At 44.6% G+C, this 21,943-nt stretch carries 15 protein-coding genes; 14 read left to right on the forward strand and 1 reads right to left on the reverse strand.

Annotation, left to right across the window (positions count from 1 at the left end):
• Positions 1–21: 21 nt before the first annotated feature.
• From ACYQ2M_RS09445 to ACYQ2M_RS09455, 3 genes are all read left to right on the forward strand, one after another.
• Positions 22–768: a chromosome partitioning protein ParB gene (locus tag ACYQ2M_RS09445; protein WP_459916086.1), complete on the forward strand. Its 747-nt coding sequence runs from the start codon at positions 22–24 to the stop codon at positions 766–768.
• A 166-nt stretch (positions 769–934) separates the two neighbouring features.
• Positions 935–1,186: an alpha/beta fold hydrolase family protein gene (locus ACYQ2M_RS09450; protein ID WP_459916087.1), complete on the forward strand. Its 252-nt coding sequence runs from the start codon at positions 935–937 to the stop codon at positions 1,184–1,186.
• Between the two features lie 709 nt (positions 1,187–1,895).
• Complete coding sequence (locus tag ACYQ2M_RS09455) at positions 1,896–2,477, forward strand: TetR/AcrR family transcriptional regulator (RefSeq protein ID WP_459916088.1); 582 nt, start codon at positions 1,896–1,898, stop codon at positions 2,475–2,477.
• Positions 2,478–2,709: 232 nt separating this feature from the next.
• On the opposite strand, the gene ACYQ2M_RS09460 is transcribed toward ACYQ2M_RS09455, so the two are convergent.
• Positions 2,710–3,120: a PaaI family thioesterase gene (locus ACYQ2M_RS09460; protein ID WP_459916089.1), complete on the reverse strand. Its 411-nt coding sequence runs from the start codon at positions 3,118–3,120 to the stop codon at positions 2,710–2,712.
• Positions 3,121–4,135: 1,015 nt separating this feature from the next.
• Between ACYQ2M_RS09460 and ACYQ2M_RS09465 the strand changes: the two genes are divergently transcribed.
• The 11 genes from ACYQ2M_RS09465 to ACYQ2M_RS09515 all read left to right on the forward strand — a co-directional run bounded on the left by ACYQ2M_RS09465 (position 4,136) and on the right by ACYQ2M_RS09515 (position 21,904).
• Positions 4,136–4,777: a GPR1/FUN34/YaaH family transporter gene (locus ACYQ2M_RS09465; RefSeq protein ID WP_459916090.1), complete on the forward strand. Its 642-nt coding sequence runs from the start codon at positions 4,136–4,138 to the stop codon at positions 4,775–4,777.
• Positions 4,778–4,962: 185 nt separating this feature from the next.
• On the forward strand, positions 4,963–6,255 hold the full coding sequence (locus ACYQ2M_RS09470) for a CaiB/BaiF CoA transferase family protein (protein WP_459916091.1): 1,293 nt from the start codon (positions 4,963–4,965) through the stop codon (positions 6,253–6,255).
• Between the two features lie 667 nt (positions 6,256–6,922).
• The gene (locus ACYQ2M_RS09475; protein WP_459916092.1) at positions 6,923–8,110 is read left to right on the forward strand and encodes a thiolase family protein; all 1,188 of its coding nucleotides are present in this window, start codon (positions 6,923–6,925) and stop codon (positions 8,108–8,110) included.
• A 325-nt stretch (positions 8,111–8,435) separates the two neighbouring features.
• Positions 8,436–10,460: a 3-hydroxyacyl-CoA dehydrogenase/enoyl-CoA hydratase family protein gene (locus tag ACYQ2M_RS09480; protein WP_459916093.1), complete on the forward strand. Its 2,025-nt coding sequence runs from the start codon at positions 8,436–8,438 to the stop codon at positions 10,458–10,460.
• 85 nt (positions 10,461–10,545) lie between these two features.
• A complete protein-coding gene (locus ACYQ2M_RS09485) occupies positions 10,546–11,670 on the forward strand; it encodes a 3-hydroxyacyl-CoA dehydrogenase (protein ID WP_459916094.1) in 1,125 nt (374 codons plus the stop codon).
• 14 nt (positions 11,671–11,684) lie between these two features.
• On the forward strand, positions 11,685–13,499 hold the full coding sequence (locus tag ACYQ2M_RS09490; protein ID WP_459916095.1) for an acyl-CoA dehydrogenase: 1,815 nt from the start codon (positions 11,685–11,687) through the stop codon (positions 13,497–13,499).
• 291 nt (positions 13,500–13,790) lie between these two features.
• Positions 13,791–15,440 (forward strand): AMP-binding protein, encoded by a 1,650-nt coding sequence (locus tag ACYQ2M_RS09495; RefSeq protein WP_459916096.1) that lies wholly within the window; start codon positions 13,791–13,793, stop codon positions 15,438–15,440.
• Between the two features lie 174 nt (positions 15,441–15,614).
• Complete coding sequence (locus ACYQ2M_RS09500; RefSeq protein ID WP_459916097.1) at positions 15,615–16,274, forward strand: TetR/AcrR family transcriptional regulator; 660 nt, start codon at positions 15,615–15,617, stop codon at positions 16,272–16,274.
• Positions 16,275–17,408: 1,134 nt separating this feature from the next.
• On the forward strand, positions 17,409–19,268 hold the full coding sequence (locus ACYQ2M_RS09505; RefSeq protein WP_459916098.1) for a hybrid sensor histidine kinase/response regulator: 1,860 nt from the start codon (positions 17,409–17,411) through the stop codon (positions 19,266–19,268).
• A 55-nt stretch (positions 19,269–19,323) separates the two neighbouring features.
• Positions 19,324–19,812 (forward strand): RNA methyltransferase, encoded by a 489-nt coding sequence (locus ACYQ2M_RS09510; protein WP_459916099.1) that lies wholly within the window; start codon positions 19,324–19,326, stop codon positions 19,810–19,812.
• A 202-nt stretch (positions 19,813–20,014) separates the two neighbouring features.
• Entirely contained in the window at positions 20,015–21,904 is a 1,890-nt protein-coding gene (locus ACYQ2M_RS09515) for a methyl-accepting chemotaxis protein (RefSeq protein ID WP_459916100.1), read from the forward strand.
• The last annotated feature ends 39 nt before the right edge of the window (positions 21,905–21,943 follow it).

Raw genomic sequence — 21,943 nt, forward strand, 5'->3', positions numbered from 1 at the left:
AAAAAAGCAGGTAAGAAGACATTGCACACAGAATTGATCACTATTTCAGAACTTAAGGTGGAACCCCCTTTTTCATCTCTTTTTCCCATTGGCAACGATACCCTGGACTCCATACGAACGGACATGGAAGCAAGGGGATTTGATGAGACCTTTCCCGTCATAGTCTGGAAAGAAAAAAATATCGTGGTGGACGGACATACTCGATTTGCTGCGGCCCGAGCACTGTCACTTGACAGGATACCGGTTATTTTTAAAACCTTTGAAAATGAAGATGATGCTATTCTTTATTGCTTTCACATCCAGCGTAACCGCCGGAACCTTGCAGATGAGGATATTTTAAGATGTCTGGAGGTGCTGGACAATATCGCCCCTTCGCCCGGAAAAAAAAATACGGAGCAGGAACATCCTGCCGTATCCCGCAAGAAGGAGATGGACGTCCTTCGGGCAAAGGAGCTTGGTACCAGTGTTGCAAAGGCGGAAAAGGCCAGAAAATTGCTTGAACACGGTACCGAAGAAATTAAGAAAAGTGTCACCTCCGGGGAAAAATCCATTAATCAGGCCTACCAGGAGGTCCAGGCACAACGCCGGGAAAGCGGAGAATTAAAGGGAAAGGCAACGACAGGGCTTGGCAACAGTGCCAAATATACCAAGGCCCTGGGAAATTTTTTAAGGGAGCTTGCCCGCTTAAAGGACAATGACTGGGAAGATGTCACAAAACAGAAGGTCTTTGAAGATCTGGCATCAATCACAAAATTTGTTGAAAGCTGATGCGGTCAAAGAACAGGCTTGATCTAAATATCGGCACTCTTGACACCCGGGGCGGTAAGGGTGGTAGGATCTGAAAGAAGATATCCAGGAAGGAACAATGAATATTTATGCCTGAGCATTTGCTTAAAATAAAATCTTTTGATATTAATGTGGACTGACATTGTTTGTGAAACAAATTCGTCATATTGTTAAGGAAAATGGAACAAAATTAGCACCTCGCCTCGTATTGGTGATGTTCCATGAAGCCTGGAAACTGCTTCCTGGAGTTATGGATAGGTGTGATGTGCCGAAGGTTTTGCTGGGGGGACACAGCGATGGGGGAAGCATGGACATTTTGCTTGCACACGCTTTCCGGGATCGGGTGTCGGGTTTAATCTCCGAAGCCGCCCATGTCTATCTGGATCTATTGACCATGTAAGGGATTGAAACTATGGTTGATGCTTGGGAAAAAACTGATTTGAAAAAAAGACTGGAACGTTACCATGGCAATAATATTGATGGAGTCTTCAAGCGCTGGAGAAAAATATGGCTTGCAGATACAATTCTTTTTATGGAACATAATGGATCATATCTTGCAACATCAAGTGTCCTGTTTTGGTGCTTCAAGGGAAAGATGATCAGTGCGGCCTTCCGGAATAAATGTTTTCCATAGCAAAAAATGTGAGGCGGGATTCAAAATTTGCATTGATTCCCCATTGCGGTCAAGTGCACCATATCCAGGCTTTCAACGTCGTTTCAAGAGAAATTGTCATGTTCTGGGTACCCTCCTTGATAAAATTATACACTCGATATTTGAGTTTTTGATGGCCGATTTTGGGAGAACTGGGCTTGGCTTGTATTGTTGGAGGTTGGGGGGGCTGCCCTTATTGTTAACAACTGACTGGGCATAAAAAAATGTTCAACTAAAGCGTTAATAAGGCAAGTCTGACCCATTTTTCGAGTGCCCTATGTTTTGACCAAGCCCATCATTTACAACCCGGGTTGGGATTCTGATTCTGCCCTGATTTTCAAGACGGGCAACTTGTTTTTTTATAAGTAATGCCGGATATTTATATTGTCGATGCCCATCATTGATCCCCTGCGACCATGTGAAATATGCCGGAACTAATGCATAGTAAGGTGAATAAATGGTAAAATTAACCAAACGTAAACTTCAGGCAATTGAAACCAAGAATAGAATTTATGAAACCGGTGTGGAATTAATGGAGTTGAAAGGGTTTGACAATATCACCATTGATGAAATCAGCAAGAAAGCCGGGGTATCCGTGGGTGCTTTTTATCATTATTTTAAATCCAAGGAAGATATTCTATATAAGTTGTTTGAAAATGCCGATGAATTTATGGAAGGTAAATCCATTGATAAACTTCAGGGGACTACACCAAGTGTCAAGATTCTATCTTTTTTTGAATATCTGGCCAGGCTTTATATTTTTTATGGCATAGACGTTGTCAAGGCGCTATACAAAACCCAAACTAAACTTTTCCTTTGTACAACTTCGATTCGTTTTGTCATGCTGCAAAATATTGTTGCTTTGGGCATTGAACAGGGCGAATTTGATCCAGAATTTTCTGCTGAAGAGACCACCAAGTTTCTCTTTACATGCGCCAGAGGTGTCGGGCTTAACTGGTGTTTTGATAACGGGAAATCAGATTTGGTGAAAGACATGCATGGATATATGTCGCGTTTGCTAAAGTCTATCACCCTTTGAAAATGGAAAAACTGTTACATCAAGCACGCTTGACCCCTCCTCCATAATGGGATCAGGCGTGGCTTCTGAGTCTTATCCATCCCGATCCATGCAAGAAAGAGCAAGAAAGAAATTTTTTGTACATAATGCCCATGGGGCAGACTTCCCCATTGTCACACTTTAGAACCAGAAGCAGTGATAATCAAAGCCAGTCCTCCCCCCCCCAAAAAAAAAATAATCTGGTGTTGTGTAATCAATCGTCTAAAATCATCATTCTTGTTTTGCACACAGCAATAAGCTGTCCCTTAGGATTATGAGCCTTTCCTTCCAACACCAGTAGGCTCCTGTTTTTTGCAATCAAACAGGCTTCCACAATTAATTCTTTGTCTGTTACGCTAGTTGGTCTGATAAAAGAGGTGTTGAGTTCCAATGTTGTGCAGACCTTTTGCAGCATTTTATAAGAAAAATAACCAAATGTATTGTCAAAGGCTGCCGCAATCATTCCTCCAAACATTTGTCTTGCCGGGTTTTCATATTTTTCCATGATGGGAAATAAAATTTTTATTTTGTGGTTTTCTTGATATTCAATGGGGACCGCCTGCATCTCTTTAAAAATTTTGGGTGGCATTTCAAAGCAATTTTTTTTTGGATTCATTATTTTCATTCGTCGTTCTCCATGTTGGGGTTTTGAATAGATTTATCTTGTGCTTTTTGTTTCAGTTTTTTTGTTTCAATTTTTTTTGGTAAAATGGACGACATTGGTGTTTTTTCGTTATCGGCCTCTATCCATGCAAAGTGGAGATCCCAGTGATAATACGGTTAATCCAACTCTACGACAAGAGTCGGTGATTCGATGCAGATTTTGAATTGTATAGAATAATTCAGCACGTTGCGACACTTGAGAATCGTATTTTAGATATGCTTGCTATAAAACGGGGTGCGTGCCCTACACCGTTGATGTTCAGCATTGGGTGATGCTGGGGATCAAGTTTGAAATCCTTTTTATTGATTCAAGCCCTGCTTAGCACAAAATTCGATGCAAAAGAAATAAAAAATCTCGGCATCCTTCAAATGAAGGATGCCATATTTTTTTGTTTGAAACTCGTAAGTGCTCAATAATCAGGGGGGATAAAACCAGCTACCCGTTAAATACTCGGTGGTATTTAAAAGGAATTTCTGAAGACCTGGATCTATTGAGAGCTTACTGAGATTTTATACAACTATCTTGAACTATAGGCGTTTTTGTTTTTGTTGTGGGTGGGCCAGAGTAGCGTTTTTGCTCCATCCGTGGCGGTTATATTACAAGATGGACGACATTATAATCAAGCCCTCTTAAAAATTTTTTGCCACGATATGTTTCTTGTCCTCCCCTTGCGACGGTCCTTTAATCAGTTCTTAATCATGCCTTGAATTTTTTTAAATTTAGACGGATTTTCCCCTTGACAACTGAATTTTCATAAAGTATGAATGTATTCACTGAATTAATTCTGTGAAATGAACTCTAGGATGATCCAGCATTTCATTTAATATCCTAATAATTATAAACTGGGCAACGATGTGTTTTGGGTAAGGTGTAAAGACATATAAGCGATGCTGTGCGAATTAATGCTTTTGTATCCTGATGTGGGTTACGAAGGCTTCGTATTTAACTTTTAAATTGAAAAAATGAAAGGTAAATTATGTCAGAATCTCAATCAAGTTTTGCAAATCCGATTCCTGCCGGATTAGGTTCACTGTCGGTGGCATGTTTCGCTTTTGGTGCTGTTTACTTAGAAAAAGTGACTTTGGCCGGTTATCCGCTGTTGGCAGCCTGGTTGGTTGGAGGCGGAATTGTGCAGGTCATTACTGCGATTATTGAATTAAAGAATAAAAATATCACGGCGGGTAATGTTTTTCTGTTTTTTTCAGCATTTTTTATGTTTAGTGCTTCCCTGAGCGTCCTTGCAAAATTCGCAATGATTCTTGCCATAAAAAACGGCATGGTATCCGCTGCGCTTTTTGACTTTACGACATACAAAGTTATTGAGGGATATTGCTGGGTTGCTGGTGCATCATTCATAACGATTATTATTCCATCGTACGTGAAGGCAGCACCAAGGCCCCTTACATTAATGATTGTTCTGCTTACGACCTGTTTGTGGATAATCGCCGGTCTTGATTTGCAATTGATATCGGATGTCGATAAATTCTGGCACCATTGCGTGGGCTATCTCGCCATAATCTCAGGATTTCTGGCCATCTATATTGTGGGGGCAGTGTGTAATAACACTGTGTTTGCAAGGGAAGTTATGCCACTGTTTGTTCCAGCTGTAAAAGGCTGATTTTATATATTGAACGCTGTCGTGCCCGTTGTAGTGGTGTGGATGTTTCTCCGTCGGAATGCATGCGCAGGTACCTGGGAGAAATCTTTGCCAATTACTTCACAACCAATGAATATGGATAAGAGTTTGTTGTTGTAGTCGTCTGCGAGGCGGACCATGAATAACTCAGTGAAAGGAGAAAGAAAATGAAACGATGGGAAAAATTATCCCGAATACCCGCACCACATTTTGCACCAAAATTTGGTCCTCTTACAGGAATGAGAGTCCTTTTGAGCGGAACGGTTGTGGCAGCACCCTTTGCAGCCCAATTGCTTGCTGATTTTGGCGCCGAATTGATCCAGGTCGAATTTCCAAAAATCGGGGATGCCTATCGGTATCAATCTCCGCAACTTTTCAGGGAAGACGGCGAGGCTCAAACCAGTGCGGCTTGGGCTCAGGGTGCCAGAAACCGTATGAGTTTCACATTAAATACCAATATGAGTATCCCGGAAGCCAAAGAAATATTTTTCTGCCTGATCAAACAGGTCGACGTCTGGCTGGAGAATATGGTGTGGTTGAAAAAATTGGGAATTGAACTGAAAGATCTCTGGGAGGTCAATCCCAAGCTTATTATAGGTCATTCAAGCGGATTTGGCAGGCCGCAGTTCGGTGGGAATGAAGATACCTGTGATCGTCCTTCCTACGATCCCATCGGGCAGGCCGAAAGTGGTTTTATGTCCATTAACGGGGATCCGGAACCCGAGCCACCGCGCTATGCCGCTTCCTTTGTTAATGATTATCTGACAGCAACATTCCTGTTTGGAGGTATTTGCGCGGCATATGTCAATGTGTTGAACGGCGGCATGGGACAAGAAGTGGATATGGCTCAGGTTGAAGCCTTTGCAAGGGTGCTGGACGATCAATGGATTAGTTACATTGAAGCCGGAGTCTTAAAAAAACGGGCTGGAAACCGGGTGCCTATATTCCAACCAGCATCCTTACATAAAGCCGGCGACGGCCGCTGGTGTTTTATCGGTGCTTTTGGAAAATCGGTTTACTATCGCGCTATAGAAGGTCTTGGATTGGATCCTGAGTATTTTAAGTGGGAAGAGGCCGGAAATTCCTTTGAAGCGGTCTGGTCCGATAAGGGTAAGGAGTTATACGAGGAAACAAACAAATGGTTTGCGGCTCGTCCGGCCCAGGAGGCCCAGGAGCATATGAATAAATATAAAATTCCAGTGGGGATTGTCAAAAATATAAAGGAAATTTACGAGGATCCTCATTGGCATGATAGAAAGAATTTTGTTAAATACCATGATCAAACCCTGGATCGAGAAGTTGAAGCTTTTGGATTCGTTCCCAAATTTTCGGACACCCCGGGAAAGGCATGGCGCGGGGCACCCCGCCTGGGACAGGATACGCCAACGATCATGAAGGAATTGCTGGGGTATAGTGATGAAGAGATCAATTCTCTGAAAGGAAAGAACATCATTGACTGAGCGAATTCCTGGGTCGGCATGAGCGACTGAACAAATTTGCCGGTTCAGGGAAGCCAGGGCCACAATTCGCAATAATGCTTTCCGTGTTTTTGCTGTCCTAGCTCGTTGTGACGTCGGCCATGGGGATTTTCCATGCCTTGGGTTCGCATCTATCGCCACTGATGTAAAAAACCAGAGATGCAAGTCCATTGAAACGATATTAAATCGTCCTTTATTTATCATCACTGATCGATTTGCCATTTTTAATTTAAGGCGCATTTTGCCGATATCAAATGTTTTATGTTTTTGTAAATTTGACAAAGTTGATTCGCTGAATTTATTTTTTATTTAATTTGTAGGGAAGAAAATCCCGCTGCTGCCTCCCATGATGCTTGCCTTTAAAGCCACAAGATAAGGCAAGTTAGATTGATCCAATGAATGCTGTGATGAGAGTTGTCAATTTATATATTCTGATAATCCATTGATCAAAATTACGATGCCATTATAACTGGGTTACTTCAAAAAAATGAGGTGTACCTTCGTTTGAGGATAAACAGGGAAAGATGGAAGGCACCAAGCGTGTCCTGAACCTACTTTGATTGAAGAACTTGGCGGTTCAATTTTTTCAGGCGCATAAATCGTAACTAAAAAAACAAAATTCAGCTTAATCTGAAAAAAGGAGCACATCATGTTTAAAAATGTTTTTGTACCATACAAAGGATACTGGAGTTCACCATTTTCAAAATGGCAGGGATCTTTTCAAAATGAAAATGCTGTGGACCTGGCAGCGGCCACGGCAAAAAAGTTTTTTGAATTAAGGGGCTATAAGCCTGAACAGTTTGATGGAATTGTTTTTGGCTCCACCATTCCCCAGCGGGAATGGTTTTATGATGCCCCCAACTTTGCAACCCAGATCGGAAACCCAGATATAAGTGGCCCGAGAATTGCCCAGGCCTGCGCAACTTCCACCGTTTCCATGAACTATGCAGCAGGCTGCATTGAGCTTGGCAGTCATAAGAATCTTCTGGTGGCCACCACGGACCGCACATCCAATTGCGCCAATCTGATATGGCCCAATCCCCAAGGTCCCGGAGGACGACCATATTTTGAGAGCTGGATGCTTGACAGTTTTGCCTGGGATCCCTGTGCCGATACCAGCCCGGTGCAGACTGCCGAAAATGTGGCCAAGGAACATGGATTTACCCGTGAACAGTCGGATGCACTGGCGGTTAACCGTTATAATAAATATCTTGATGCCCTTGCCGATGATCGGGCGTTCCAGAAAAGATATATGATTCCTGTGGAAATCAAAATTTCAAAAAAGAAGACCATCCTGGTTGAAGGCGATGAGGGCATTATGCCAAGCACCACGGAGGGTCTTGCCCGCCTTAAAACCCAACCCAATTGTATCCTTACCTTTGGTGCCCAGACCCATCCGGCTGATGGTAATGCTGGAATGGTTGTGACCTCCAGGGAAAGGGCACGGGATTTCTCAGCGGATAATGCTGTGGAAATCCAGATTCTTTCCTATGGATACGCCCGTACCAAGAAAGCCCATATGCCAGCAGCTCCCACCCCAGCGGCCATAATGGCAATGGACAATGCGGGTATCAAGGTGACGGATCTTGCGGCGGTGAAAACCCATAATCCTTTCAGTGTCAACGATCTGGCAATGGCCAAACTGCTTGGCGTTGATGACAAGATCTTTAATAATTACGGCAGTTCCATGATTTTCGGTCATCCCCAGGGGTCCACCACCATGCGTCTTCTGGTGGAGCTTATAGAGGAACTGGTCATCCTTGGTGGCGGATACGGTCTGCTTGCCGGATGTGCGGCAGGGGACACCGGTGCAGCACTGATTGTTAAGGTGGACTGAAAATAGTTCGTTGTTCACCTGTCATGATCCAATGACAGTACTTCCTGGATTATCAGGATAAATGTTTAGCAATCCCCGATAATTCAGGAAGGCATCAGTAAGTTCTCAATAAGTGTGGGTGGAAAATATGGTTTTAAAATGGGCTTTTGATGATGGCGGGTGGTTAAAATGCCAATCATGTTTTATTGCCCATGCTTATTGAGATCTTACAGATATTTCAAATCTTACAGATATTTTATCTAAATATGGCCCTTGAAGTCCTGTGGAAGGAAATATGTTGAATGTTCCCGTGTGTCCGAGGGGCTCTATTGTGAGGGGGAAATTCATGTCTGAAACCAAAAAGCTTTACGATTCATATCACAACCCTTTTCTCATTGAATCCAGCAGATCCATGCCAGAAGAAATGGCGGTTATCGGAGCTGGAAACATTGGACCGGATATTGCCTATTATCTTAGAACCGCTTTGCCCCATGCAAAACTGTTTCTGGTGGATGTGGCCGAAGAGCAGCTTAAAAAAGCTGAAAAACGATTTCAAAATTATGCTCAAAAAGGTATTGATCGAAGGCTGATGACCAGGGAAAAAGCAGATCTGGTTCTTGGTAACATCGTTTATACAAATGATTATGAAAAGCTTTCCAATTGCGAACTGGTTATAGAAGCCGCCACGGAAAACCTTGATCTTAAGAAAAAGATTTTTGCAACCCTTGAGAAAATTGTTTCCCCCAAGGCTGTTTTAACCTCCAATACAAGCTCCATACCGGCTGACCAGATATTCACGTCCCTGCAGCATCCGGAACGAAGCACCGTCACCCATTTTTTTTCTCCGGCATGGCGAAGCATGGCCGTGGAAGTCATTAACTGGGAGGGGGCGGACCGTGAGGTTCTTGATCACCTGCTCTGGTTTTTTGCCGGCACTGGAAAAGTCCCCGTTGTGACCGATAATGTTTTTTCCTTTATGCTGAACCGGATATTTGAAAACTGGACCAGTGAAGCCACTTATCTTCTGGATCGTGCCACGACATTTCAGGTGGATTCAGTGACCGAGGAATTTGTGGGTGCCGGTCCTTTTTTTGTATTGAACATGACAGGGGGCAATCCCCTGACCCATGAATCCCAGGTGCGAAGAATGGCAGAACGTGCCGCCTATGCGCCATCCCCCCTCCTTTGTTCTGTGGGACAGTGGAATACGGCAAAACCCGGCACAAAAACAGAGGTACCTTCGGATCTTAAATCATGGATTCGTGACCGGATGATGGGCATTGTTTTTTCCCAGTGCTTTGACATCGCCGACAGAAATATCGGAACAAAATCGGACTTAAATCTTGGCAGTCTCATGGCCCTTGGTTTTAAAAGAGGGGTTTTTGATATCATGGCGGATATGGGTGAAAAAGAGGTGATGCGCATTGCCGATACCTTTGAAAAGGAACGTCCTGGATTTCCCAGGCCAAAAACCGACATAGCTCAATACCTTGATTTTCATCGTGATATCCTGGTGGATGACAAAGATGGCGTAAGAATTATCACCATCAGGAGGCCCCAGGCGGTCAATGCCCTGGGAATCGGCACATGCGCTGAAATTTTAAAAGAGCTTGAAAAGGGCGCGGATGATCCTTCTGTAAAAGGATTCATCATCACCGGTTATGGAAACAAAGCCTTTTGTGCCGGTGCCGACATTGGCGGTTTCATTGCCACCTTTGACAACAAAGAGGCGGGGGTGGCCCTTGCAAGGGGCAATTCCGAGGTACTCCATTTTATGGATAAAATGGATAAACCGGTGGTGGCGGCCATAAACGGGCTTGCCATGGGGGGAGGTGTGGAACTTGCCATTCGCTGTCACAGCCTGGTGGCGGACAAAAAAGCCTTTTTTCAATTGCCTGAAATTACCCTGGGGATTTTACCGGGTATGGGCGGAGCTGTTATTCCATACAGAAAATGGCCCCATGCCGCTGGAACATTCAATGCCATGATCGGTGAGGCCCGCAGATTAAGCGTTAATGAAGCAAAAGAAATAGGCATGGTACAGCAGATCACCAATGGGTACCCGGAAATGATAGCAGCAGCCATTGCCGAGGTAAATCGTCTTAAGGGAGCAATTCCCCGTATAAGTGATGCTCCTGTTTCCATCCCGGAATTCATCGTTTCGGAAAAACCCATGGCCGGCAAACTGCCTTTAAGCAAACAAGCCCTTGGGATTGTGGCCAGGGTTATTAATGAGGCATCGGCTTGTGACACGCTGGAAGCTGCACTGGAAATTAACTACCAGGGGTCCGGGGATATGTCATGCATTGACGCCTCCAAAGAAGGAGTTAATGCCTTTTTGCAAAAAAGAAAGCCCGACTTTATCAAGTAAAATAATAATACATTCCGGCCATGAGAGCTTGTATTGGCAATGTGTTGTGCAAAAATAACTCAATGTTTTTTAAGGAGAAATTAAAATGACGGAAATTAAAACAGTAGGTGTTGTCGGGTTCGGCGTAATGGGCGCAGCCATAGGTCTTAATGCAGCCTCTTCAGGCTATAAGGTAATTTATAAGGAACTCAACGATGAACTGGTAAAATCCATGTACGATCAATGGGTTCTTAAGTCCTTAAATAAAAGGGTTGCCAAGGGTAAAATGACCCAGGACGATATGGATGCAATTACCCAAAATATCTCAGGCACAAGTAATTATAACGATCTTGCAGCATGTGATCTTATCATTGAAGCTGCAGTGGAACGTATGGACCTTAAAAAACAGATTTTTAAAGATCTGGATGCGGCATGTCGGAAAGACACCATTTTGGTGAGCAACACATCCACCTTTTTAATTGAAAAATTAATGGAAGGCATTTCCAATCCCGGCAGAACCGCAGGCCTGCATTATTTTTTCCCGGCCAATATTAACAAGCTTGTGGAGGTTATCAGACAGAAGGCAACCAGTGACGATACTTATAATGCCCTCATGGGGTTTGCGAAAAAAAATCGAAAGGTGGCCATCACGGTGAAGGATTTCCCCGGTTTTGCCATCAATCCGGTATTCATATCAAGTTACATGATTCTTGATGCCTTCCAGGGAGATCAATACAATTGCGCAACCCTGGAAGATATTTCTCAAAAAGCCCTTGGGCTACGATTCGGAATCATGTGGGTTCAAAACGGCTCCGGGCTGGGCACCTGCTACCATGCCGCAAGCTCCATGGTTGAATATCTTGGTGATTCTGATACCGGTTATCCTGCCTTGCCTGCATCCTTGGCCGAACAGTTCAACAGCAAACAACCCTGGAATTTGGAAGATGGTCCTGTTCTGGAGGATCCGGAAAAAAGAAAACTGGTACAGGATCGTCTGCTGGGCGGTATCTTTGCCATTTCTACGCATCTTGTTGAAAAAGGTGTGGTTTCCGTAAAGGATTTTGAACTGGGAATTCGTACTTCCCTTGCCTGGCCTAAAGGTCCCTTTACCCTGATGAACGAACTGGGAATGGAAGAGACAAAACGTCTTGTTAACATTGCCGTTGCTTCAGGGGATTTCAAGGTTCCTGAAAAATTTAACTCAGACAATATCACTTCCTGGGACATCTAAAAAAGGAATATTTCATGGCACAATTAATAGCAGACCGAAGGGATGTTGAATTTGTTCTTCATGAACAATTGCAGCTGGATTATTTAACCAAACATCCGGAATTCGAGGAATTTGATAAAAAAACAATTAACCTGATCCTGTCCGAGGCACGCAATCTGGCCATTAAAGAAATGCTGCCCACTTTAAAAATCAGCGATGAAGAGGGCTGTCGCCTTGAGAAGGGTGAAGTCAAGGTTCCGGAATGTTATCATAAAGTGTATAAGCTTTTCACGGAAGGCGAGTGGATCGCCATGTATGATGATCCCAAGTGGGGGGGGCAGGGCATGCCCATGACACTGGCACTTGCGGTGAACAGCTATTTTTATGGGGCCAATTTTCCCTTTATGATGGCCATTATCCTTGTCCATGGTGCAGCCAAACTCATTGAACATTACGGAACGGACGTCCAGAAAAATCTTTTCCTGAAAAAGATGTACAGCGGCCAATGGGGAGGGTCCATGCTTCTGACTGAATCTGAAGCAGGGTCGGATGTGGGAGCACTTACTACCAAAGCCGTTAAAAATGACGATGGAACCTATTCCATCACCGGAAACAAGATTTTTATCTCAAGTGGTGACAGCGATCTGACGGAAAACATTATTCATCCGGTACTTGCCCGCATTGAAGGCGCACCGGAAGGCACCGCCGGTATATCCTTGTTCATTGTCCCCAAAATATGGGTCAATGAGGACGGAAGTCTTGGGGAACCCAATGACATCGTATGCACGGGTCTTGAAGAAAAGATGGGGCTTCATGGAAGTCCCACCTGTTCCATGGCCCTTGGAAGTAAAGGCATGTGTAGAGGGGTCTTGCTGGGTCAGGAAAACAAGGGAATGCGTGCCATGTTCGTGATGATGAATGAGGCGCGTCTGGATGTGGGATTACAGGGGCTGGGCTGCGCTTCCACCTCGTTTATGAATGCATTATCCTATGCAAGGGAACGCATTCAGGGCAAACATCTTCTTGCCACATCTAAGGATGCCCCGTCTGTCCCCATTATTCAACATCCTGATGTCAGACGAATGCTGCTGACCATGAAATCTTATACGGAAGGGATGCGAAGTCTTTTATACTTCATCGCTTTTTGTGAAGACTGTATTCATGTCAGCGATGATGCTGGTGAAAAAGCAATGTATCAGGGCCTTATTGATCTTCTCATCCCCGTTGCCAAGGGGTATGGGACGGATAGAGCCTTTGATATATGTGCCCATGGGGTACAGATATACGGCGGATACGGGTATACAAAAGAGTATCTCCAGGAACAGCTTCTCAGGGACTCCAAAATTACCCAGATATATGAAGGGACAAACGGCATTCAGGCCATGGATCTTCTTGGAAGGAAATTAACCCTGAACAAGGGAGAGGCTTTTAAGGGTCTTGTCAGTAAAATAAAGGAAATCGTTGAAATCGCCAAGGGGCAGAAAGTGCTTAATGATCTGGCTGAAGAAGCCGACAATACCATCCTTAAACTGGAAAAAACCAGTGAGCACATTGGTAAAATGGTTAAATCGGATACAACGTTGACAGCCTTTTCCCATGCCTATTCACTTCTGGATGTTACAGGTGATGTGGTGATGGCCTGGATGCTGTTATGGCGAGCAACCATTGCCGTTGAAAGACTGGAAAAGGGTACAAAAAGAAAAGATACCGATTTTTATACCGGACAAATACGCAGCGCCCAGTTTTTTATTAATTCCATCCTTCCTGTGTCCCGTGGAAAGATGGATGTTATTCTTTTAAGTGATGATGCCGCCATACAGATTTCTGAAAATTCTTTTGGTGGGCTTTAGTCTTTAGGGTCTGTTTAAGATTATTACCCAATGGCGCAAGATGTCGAGCTTCGCCATTCATTATATATTGCTTCAAAAGTAGTTGGCACTTTTTTAAAAAATTTTTCAGAAGCTTAGTCGGTGCTTTGAAAAAGTGTCAACCACGCCAAATTAATATGCTCTTTTCCCTGAAAGTTGCGTCGTAATAAAGGCAGAAATCAACAAAATCTCCAATAAGCTGAATCCTTGATGGTCTGCCAACTTTGAAAGTTGACCTCAACAAAAAATATTCATGCAAAAGGATATCTCTCCATGCAGTTACCCCGGTATGAGAAAGACAGCGTTAATATTGGACAACTGCTTGATATTAAAGCAGATGAACTCGGTAATCACCCGTTTTTGCACTATCATAAAACACATGTGAATCAGAGCTACAGGCAAATTCGAAAAATATCCAATGATGCTGCCAAGGGATTCATGGCCCTGGGAATAAAGAAAGGCGATCATATTGCCTTGTGGGCCAACAATATTCCTGAATGGATATATGCAAAGTTTGCCATTGCCAAGGCCGGAGGGGTCGTTGTGACTGTCAATACAAGCCTTCGGTGCTTTGAAATGGAATACCTCATGAAACAATCCGATGCAACTACACTTGTTATGGTGGGGGGGGTGAGGGATTGTGATGAATATGTGAGGATTCTTGATACACTTTGTCCGGAGTTGAAGACAAGTTTGCCCGGTAGCTTAAATTGTCGCCTTTTCCCCAGATTAAAAAATATTGTTTTCTTGGGAAATAAAAGTTATCCCGGAATGTTTACATGGAAGGATATGATTAAACTGGGGACTGGGATAACCGATGAGACATTAAAAAATCGTCAGGATTCAGTTGGTTCTGATGATATCGTAAATATTCTTTATACCTCAGGCACCACAGGTTCCCCCAAGGGAGTTATGTTATCGCACAGCAACATCATTGGCAATGCCCACAGCCTTGCCGTTAACATGGACTTGTCCAGGCATGACAGGGTTTGCGTGCCGGTTCCGTTTTTTCATTGTTTTGGTTGCGTGGCTGGCATTTTATCTTGTCTGATATCCGGGGCAACTCTGGGTCCGATTCCTTTGTTTTCTCCCCGGGAAGTTCTGGAAACAGTTGAAAGCATGCAATGCACTGCCATCCACGGTGTTGCCACCATGTTTCTTGCAGAAATGGAGGAAATGGCAATAAAAAAATATGATACAAGCAGCCTTAGAACCGGCATTATTGCGGGTGCCACGGTTACCCCTAAATTAATGCAGCAGATTTCAGAGGTAATGGGTATTCCGGAGCTTAGCATTGCCTATGGGCAGACCGAGAGTTCGCCGGCCATTAGTGCGACAAACCGGAAAGATTCAATTAAAAAACGTTTTGAAACCGTGGGACGTCCTCTGCCCGGTGTGGAAGTTAAGGTGATCAGTCTTACGGATGAGAAAGTATCACCAGGTGCCCAGGGAGAGTTGTGTGTGCGGGGGTATAATGTCATGAAGGGATATTACAAAAAACATGAAGCTACCCGGGCAGCCATTAACGAGTCAGGATGGCTCCACACCGGAGATCTGGGAACCATGGATGAAGAGGGCTATTGCACAATCACCGGAAGAATTAAGGATGTTATCATAAGGGGAGGCGAAAATATATATCCGCTTGAAATTGAAACTTTTCTTCTCACACACCCGGATATCATGGAGGTCCAGGTAGTTGGTGTTCCTGATGAAAAATATGGAGAGCAGGTGCATGCGTTTGTGAAACTGCCCTCCCATAAATTCATCACGGAAAAAGAGCTGAAGGAGTATTGTAAAAATAAAATTTCCTTTCATAAGATTCCGTCAAGTTTTGTGTTTATCAAAGAGTATCCCACAACCGCCAGTGGCAAAGTCCAGAAATTCAAGCTAGTTGAACAGCGTTTGCAGGATATGCAGCAATAAGTATATTTTTTTTAGCCATGTGGGCTTTCCTGGAATTGAACATATTTAGCCCGAAAATGAGCGTAGCAATGGGGGCGGGCAAGCGTTTTTATTTTTTTGATAATAATTCGGAGATAAAGATAATTTTGAATAAAATCCCGTTAAGGCGGCTTTGGTAAAGGCCTGGAAGGCAGCATGAGCCAAAATCAAAATTTAAAGGGGTGGTCCATGGTCGTCTGTGAATATGAACCGAAAGAAAATAAAAGGAAAAAAGAAATAATTGCAGCTGCACGAAAGGTGTTCTCTGCCAAGGGATTTAAAGGCGCTACAGTTGCAGAAATTACTTGGGAAGCAAACTTGAGTCCGGGTTCCCTTTATCGTTACTTTAAAAATAAAGAAGAGCTGCGCACCTCTTTATCTATTAATATTTTAGAACATTTTGAAATTGAAATTAAAAAGATTAGGGGCTATGATCTTTCGGTTGAAGAAAAAATGAATCGCTATTGTAGTCTTTTTATAGATGTCTATGTATCAGATCCCAATCTCCTGATTGATCTTTTTCACCTTCAATCCGGGGAAACCTTGCACTATCTTTCAGATAAACTTCTGCAGCAGTTGAAAGAAAAATCTGCCCTGGCCTATGGTGCCGTTGTTAAGACAATTAAAGAAGGCATTGACGCAGATGTCTTTATTAATGAATATCCGGTTGCTCTGGCCGATATTTTCTGGGGATCCTATGCCGGAGTCGTACTTTGGGTTAATTCCAAGCATTTGTTTGATGAGCAGAAGGACTTTGTAAAGTCAACCTTGACGATTGCCTTTGAAATTATTTTACATGGTATGAAATTGAAATAATTGGGACGCAGTGCATATTCAAGGCTAAAATTTAGGATTGTGCATACCGCATAGTGATACAGCACGGCATCTTTGAAAACTGAAAATCCTAGAATTAAGATTTGACATTGCAGTGCTGCAATGTCAAATCTTGATTTTAAGATGAGTGAATTTAAACATATCAGTACTGCAGTGCTCAGGGAGATGCAGCATCCTAAATCTTAGCCTTGACTGTGCAGTAGTTTGTTTTTTGCATAAATATATATCCAGCCAGATACCAGAACTATTACAGCACTGGGTCTATATTGCATGCTTAGGGAGCCAGATCTTATTGATTGCCCATTTATAATCATGGCTCTATATGGATACTGCCCCGGGAAAACAGTATATTAAAAACTGCTGATCCCCTTCAACTCTAACCCTGCTGGCTCATTTATTGTAATGGTTGTCTAATGATATGAAAGGCTTGGTCATAAAATAGGCAACTCGTCATATTTGTGGGCTCAACTGGGTCAGGTTTGTATTATTGGCGTTATCTACCATAGCCTGTGGAAATACCAAAACCAACTATAATGCCAATTACCCAAGCCTGCCCCTTCCCAAAATGGCCCATATTGTGACCAAGCTCGTTCCTGCCCACCCCACCTCCCTAAATGTCAGATGTATGGCCAAGACCGAATATGGTAATGGGGAAAATTCTCAATTCATCTGACTCTGTGATTTGATTTTCTCGTTCAATCAGGTTAGTATCCGTTGTAGCGTGTGTTTTTCTATACTTGTTTTTGAAGAAAAATATAGACATCCTTTATTCGCGCTTTACACTTTCATAAGGTGAATGCACTGGCCCCTCTACTCAAGTACAAGGTTCGTACCTGGTCCAACTGGGGGCTTATCCATGTCAGACACGGCGTGCTGTTAAGCGTTGGACGAAAAAATTTTAAATTTTTCGGTATCTTTTATGCCAGGCACCTGTCAAAAATATTCAATGGTGTAAAACCCAGGGGTTTGAATCAAGTATTAAAGGAGGACATCAGCTTATCGGTGAATCTGGAAACAGCCCGGATTATCGGTTATACGCCTCCAAAAAATTTGATGAAAATTACCGAAGTTGTATTTCATAAAATAGAAAGCCCTTAATGGAGTGGTGCGTTTGCTATGAATCGAATAAAAAGGGTGTATATGCGGGTGCTTGGCATCAGCCTTGCCGTGGGATTTTGTTTCTGGATTATCGATGCATATTATGAGTTTGTTTTTTTCCATGACAATTTAACCTTTTTGCTGTTGGAAGGTCCTGAAACGTTTCTTGAATTCTTGATTTTTCGGGTGCCAAGGCATTCCATCTTCCTTCGGTCTTCCTTTGTCATTGCATGTGTTCTCGGCGGATTGCTCATATCTGTATTTCTTTCAAGAAGAAAAAAAGCTGAACTGCTGCTTCAGGAGAATGAAGCAAAGTTCAGGGCATTGATCCAGGCCATTCCGGATCTGGTATGGTTGAAGGATAAGAATGGCGTATATCTTGCCTGCAATCCCCGGTTTGAGGCTTTTTTCGGTGCCAAAGAAACGGACATTATCGGGAAAACAGATTACGATTTTGTTGATGCTGGGATGGCGGATTCTTTTCGAAGACATGATAAAATAGCCATGGTTAAGGGAATGCCCCAGAGAAACGAAGAGGAAATTACCTTTGCAGATGATGGGCATTGTGAAGTCCTTGAAACCGTTAAAAACCCTATGTTCAAAGCCAATGGACAACTGGCCGGGGTACTGGGGGTCGGGCGAGACATCACCGAGCGCAAGAAGGCCGAAGCAGAAAGGGAGAAACTGGAGGCTCAGCTGGTTCAGTCCCGGAAAATGGAGTCTGTGGGGCGGTTGGCCGGTGGTGTGGCCCATGATTATAACAATATTCTGAGCGTTATTCTGGGGTATGCAGAACTGGCCCTGGACAAAGTGGATCTTCATGATCCGGTGCATCCCTTCCTCGAAGAAATTCTCATTGCCACCAGGCGTTCCACGGACATCACCCGGCAATTATTGGCATTTGCCCGTAAACAGACCATTTCACCACGGGTGCTTGATCTGAATAAAAGTGTGGAAGGGATGCTTAAAATGCTGCGCCAGCTCATCGGCGAGGACATTGATCTTGTCTGGCATCCCCGGACCCCCCTGTGGACTGTGAACATGGACCCCTCCCAGCTGGATCAGATCATGGTGAACCTGTGCATCAACGCCCGGGATGCCATCGGCGGGGTGGGTAAGGTCCGCATGGAAACAGATCAGGTGACTTTTGATGCCGTTTATTGCGCGGATCATCCGGAGTTTGCTCCCGGGGAATTTGTACTGCTGGTTATCAGTGATACGGGTAAGGGGATGGATAAAAAAATTCTGGATAATCTTTTTGAACCGTTTTTTACCACCAAAGAGGTGGGGCAGGGCACCGGTCTTGGCATGGCCACTGTGTACGGCATTGTCAAGCAGAACAACGGCTTTATTAACGTTTACAGTGAACCTGGGAAAGGAACAATTTTCAGGATTTACTTGCCGCGCCATGGGGGAAAGGTTGAGCAGATAGAAGCACGGGTTCCGGATGAAATTCCCAGGGGCCGGGGAGAAACCATTCTGGTGGTGGAGGATGATGCCGCCATCTTGAAGCTAACCCATCGAATTCTTGATGGCCTTGGATACCATGTGTTCATGGCTGAAAACCCCCTTAAAGCTATTGAACTTGTAGGGGAACATGCCGGCAGGATTGATCTTCTCTTTACCGATGTGGTTATGCCTGAAATGAATGGCCATGAGTTGTCTTTGCACCTGCGGTCCCTTTACCCTGATCTTGAAGTTCTGTTCATGTCCGGGTATACTGCCAATGTCATCGCCCACCGGGGCGTACTTGAACAGGGGGTTTGTTTTATACCCAAACCCTTTTCCAAAAAAGATCTGGCGCTGAAGATAAGAAACACCCTTGATAAGGCCAATATCCCAAGCCTTGGGTCACTCACTGACCGTGATTCCCAGTGATCGGTAATGTGATTAAGATGGATGAACGGAAGTGATTCAACTGAAATGGAATTGGATGGCAAGACTACAACAGCAATATGAACAGCAGGGATTTTATGGTATCGGCCTTGTGAATTGCGTTAAAGGGGTCAATGTGGGAACCCTCTGGCGCTCTGCCTATATTCTGGGGGCTTCTTTTATCTTCACCGTGGGTAAACCATACCGGCGGGAGGCAGGGGATGTCACCCTGACCTGGCAGAAAATTCCTCTTTATAATTATACTTCGGTGGATGTCCTTAAAGAGCATCTTCCCTTTGATACCCGTCTTGTTGGGGTGGAACTTTCTCCAGATGCCCAACCCTTATCCCTGTATGATCATCCCAAAAGAGCGGTGTACCTCCTGGGAAATGAGCAGGTGGGCCTGCCTCCGGACTTGCTTTCGGCCTGCCATGGGGTGGTGCGCCTGCCCGGGGAGTTCAGCCTTAATGTGTCGGTGGCCGGTAGCCTTGTGATGTATGATCGCATAACCAAGATTGACCATGCGCTGCCCCGCAGAAAGGCATAAAGTCGAACATATAATGCCCATAAGCCAGGCCTGATGCCCATTATGGGCAGGTTGGGTGGGATAATGTCTAAATGCCCAGGGGTATGACCAGGTCCATGGTTTGTTTTGATGAAATTTTAATGGTCATTTTTTCCAATATTGGAAATCAGATTAAAACGGTTTGTATCAGTGCCTTATGTTAAACGATCAGAAAAGGAACGCGATGGAAAATTTTACATTGAGGATGAAAATGCTGGTTGGCGGGGTACTGTTGGTATTAGTACCCATGGTGATTCTGGGCTCCCTGACCTATTTACGTGCAACAACGGCCGTTGAGAATGAAGCCTTTGATAAATCGCTTCATATTGCGCAGCGTCTGGCGGATATGACTCAGGCGGTCATGGAAGAGGAGGTTAAACTGGTACGTAGTCTAACCGCAGATGGTCGGTTGATTGCCGCATTGGAAACCTTGAGCAAGGGTGAAAAAGAGCAGGCCACCAAGGAATTGTCCGAAGTAATGGCCAATTTTAATCGAATGAATAAGATGTGGACCGATGAATATGAGGCGATTCTTGTCACCGACGACCATGGAAAAGTCGTAGCGGACAATACCGGTGGCGGGTACGTGGGAATTGATTTGTCACAACGTCGGTATTTTAAAGAAGTGACTCAAAAAGGGGGCAGCGTGGGAGATGTGGTGCTGTCCAAAAAAACCAATGGTCCGGTGGCTTCAATTGCCGCCGAGGTAAAATCCTCCAGTGCAGCCATGATCGGCATGGTGGCCATGATCATGAAAACCGATTTTCTGGTGGAAAAAATCAGTGGTACCCGACTGGGTAAAACCGGTTATGGATGGATGGTTAATGAAAGCGGTTCGCTCATTGCCCATCCTGTTCCGGAGAATCTGTTAACCCTGAACCTGGCTGATCTTGAAGGCATGAAAAACATCACCGATGCCATGCTGGCCGGCAAAACCGGTGTGACAGATTATGTTTTCAAGGGAACAAAAAAGGTCTGCGGTTATGCCCCTGTGCCCCTCACCGGATGGTCCATTGGTGCCACCCAGAACACAGAGGAATTCCTGGCACCGGTGATTCAGATCCGGAACTGGATTATTCTGACAACCGGCATGGCCACCATTGCTGCCTGCATCATTGTACTTGTTTTTGTGCTTTCCATTACCCGGACCATTAATACGGTGGCAGAATCCCTGCGTAACGGGGCAGAAGAGGTGGCCTCCGCCGCCAATCAGATCGCCAGTGCATCTCAATCCCTGGCTGAAACATCCAGTGAACAAGCAGCCACCCAGGAGGAAACCTCAGCAAGTATTGAACAAATCAGTGCCACTGCCAAGGAAACCACCGAATTGACCCGGGATGCCTCCAATCTGATGAATGAAAACATAGCCAAGACTGCCCAATCGTTGAAGGCCTTGAAAAAATTGTCTGGAAATATGGCCTCCATTGAGAATGACAGTTCTAAAATCGGAACAGTGACCAAAACCATTGATGAAATCGCTTTTCAGACCAACCTGCTTGCATTGAATGCCGCGGTGGAAGCGGCCCGGGCCGGAGAAGCCGGGGCCGGTTTTGCCGTGGTTGCCGAAGAAGTACGCAATCTTGCACTGCGGGCCTCGGAGGCGGCCAATGGAACCCAGGAACTGCTGGAGGGCATGCGGGCACAGATTGTCACCGGTGCTGAATCCCTTCGAAGTATGAGCGTGGATTTTGAAGGGATAGTGGAATCGGCCACCGTCATGGGCGAGCAGACATCTGCCATCACCGAAGCCAGCAGACAGCAGTCCCAGGGCATTGATCAGATCAGTCAGGCCACCTTGAATGTTGACCAGGCCACCCAGGCGGTGGCTGCCAATTCCGAAGAGACGGCTGCCGCATCAGAGGAGCTGGCCAGTCAGGCCGAAATTATGCTGGCCATGGTGAAAACCCTGGCTCAATTGGTGCATGGTCAAAAAAAAGAATTGAAGCAACGATCCATAAGACAACAACACACTGTGGATGATTATGATCAATTTGATGAAATAGCCGCCCCGGCCCACACCATAAAAAAAACCATGCGTCTGGGGGAAGAAATACATGTGAGGAAACAACAATGAAAGTACAGAGTCGCAGAGATGAGAAAAAAATCCACATTG

This window comes from Desulfocicer niacini (genome assembly GCF_054657595.1).

Bases quoted from the DNA above. Each gene is read 5' to 3' on its own strand.
- ACYQ2M_RS09505 (WP_459916098.1), top strand. From the start codon at position 17,409: ATGAATCGAATAAAAAGGGTGTATATGCGGGTGCTTGGCATCAGCCTT.
- ACYQ2M_RS09490 (WP_459916095.1), top strand. From the start codon at position 11,685: ATGGCACAATTAATAGCAGACCGAAGGGATGTTGAATTTGTTCTTCAT.
- ACYQ2M_RS09480 (WP_459916093.1), top strand. From the start codon at position 8,436: ATGTCTGAAACCAAAAAGCTTTACGATTCATATCACAACCCTTTTCTC.
- ACYQ2M_RS09515 (WP_459916100.1), top strand. From the start codon at position 20,015: ATGGAAAATTTTACATTGAGGATGAAAATGCTGGTTGGCGGGGTACTG.
- ACYQ2M_RS09470 (WP_459916091.1), top strand. From the start codon at position 4,963: ATGAAACGATGGGAAAAATTATCCCGAATACCCGCACCACATTTTGCA.
- ACYQ2M_RS09485 (WP_459916094.1), top strand. From the start codon at position 10,546: ATGACGGAAATTAAAACAGTAGGTGTTGTCGGGTTCGGCGTAATGGGC.
- ACYQ2M_RS09455 (WP_459916088.1), top strand. From the start codon at position 1,896: ATGGTAAAATTAACCAAACGTAAACTTCAGGCAATTGAAACCAAGAAT.
- ACYQ2M_RS09510 (WP_459916099.1), top strand. From the start codon at position 19,324: ATGGCAAGACTACAACAGCAATATGAACAGCAGGGATTTTATGGTATC.
- ACYQ2M_RS09500 (WP_459916097.1), top strand. From the start codon at position 15,615: ATGAGCCAAAATCAAAATTTAAAGGGGTGGTCCATGGTCGTCTGTGAA.
- ACYQ2M_RS09460 (WP_459916089.1), bottom strand. From the start codon at position 3,120: ATGAAAATAATGAATCCAAAAAAAAATTGCTTTGAAATGCCACCCAAA.
- ACYQ2M_RS09465 (WP_459916090.1), top strand. From the start codon at position 4,136: ATGTCAGAATCTCAATCAAGTTTTGCAAATCCGATTCCTGCCGGATTA.
- ACYQ2M_RS09475 (WP_459916092.1), top strand. From the start codon at position 6,923: ATGTTTAAAAATGTTTTTGTACCATACAAAGGATACTGGAGTTCACCA.
- ACYQ2M_RS09495 (WP_459916096.1), top strand. From the start codon at position 13,791: ATGCAGTTACCCCGGTATGAGAAAGACAGCGTTAATATTGGACAACTG.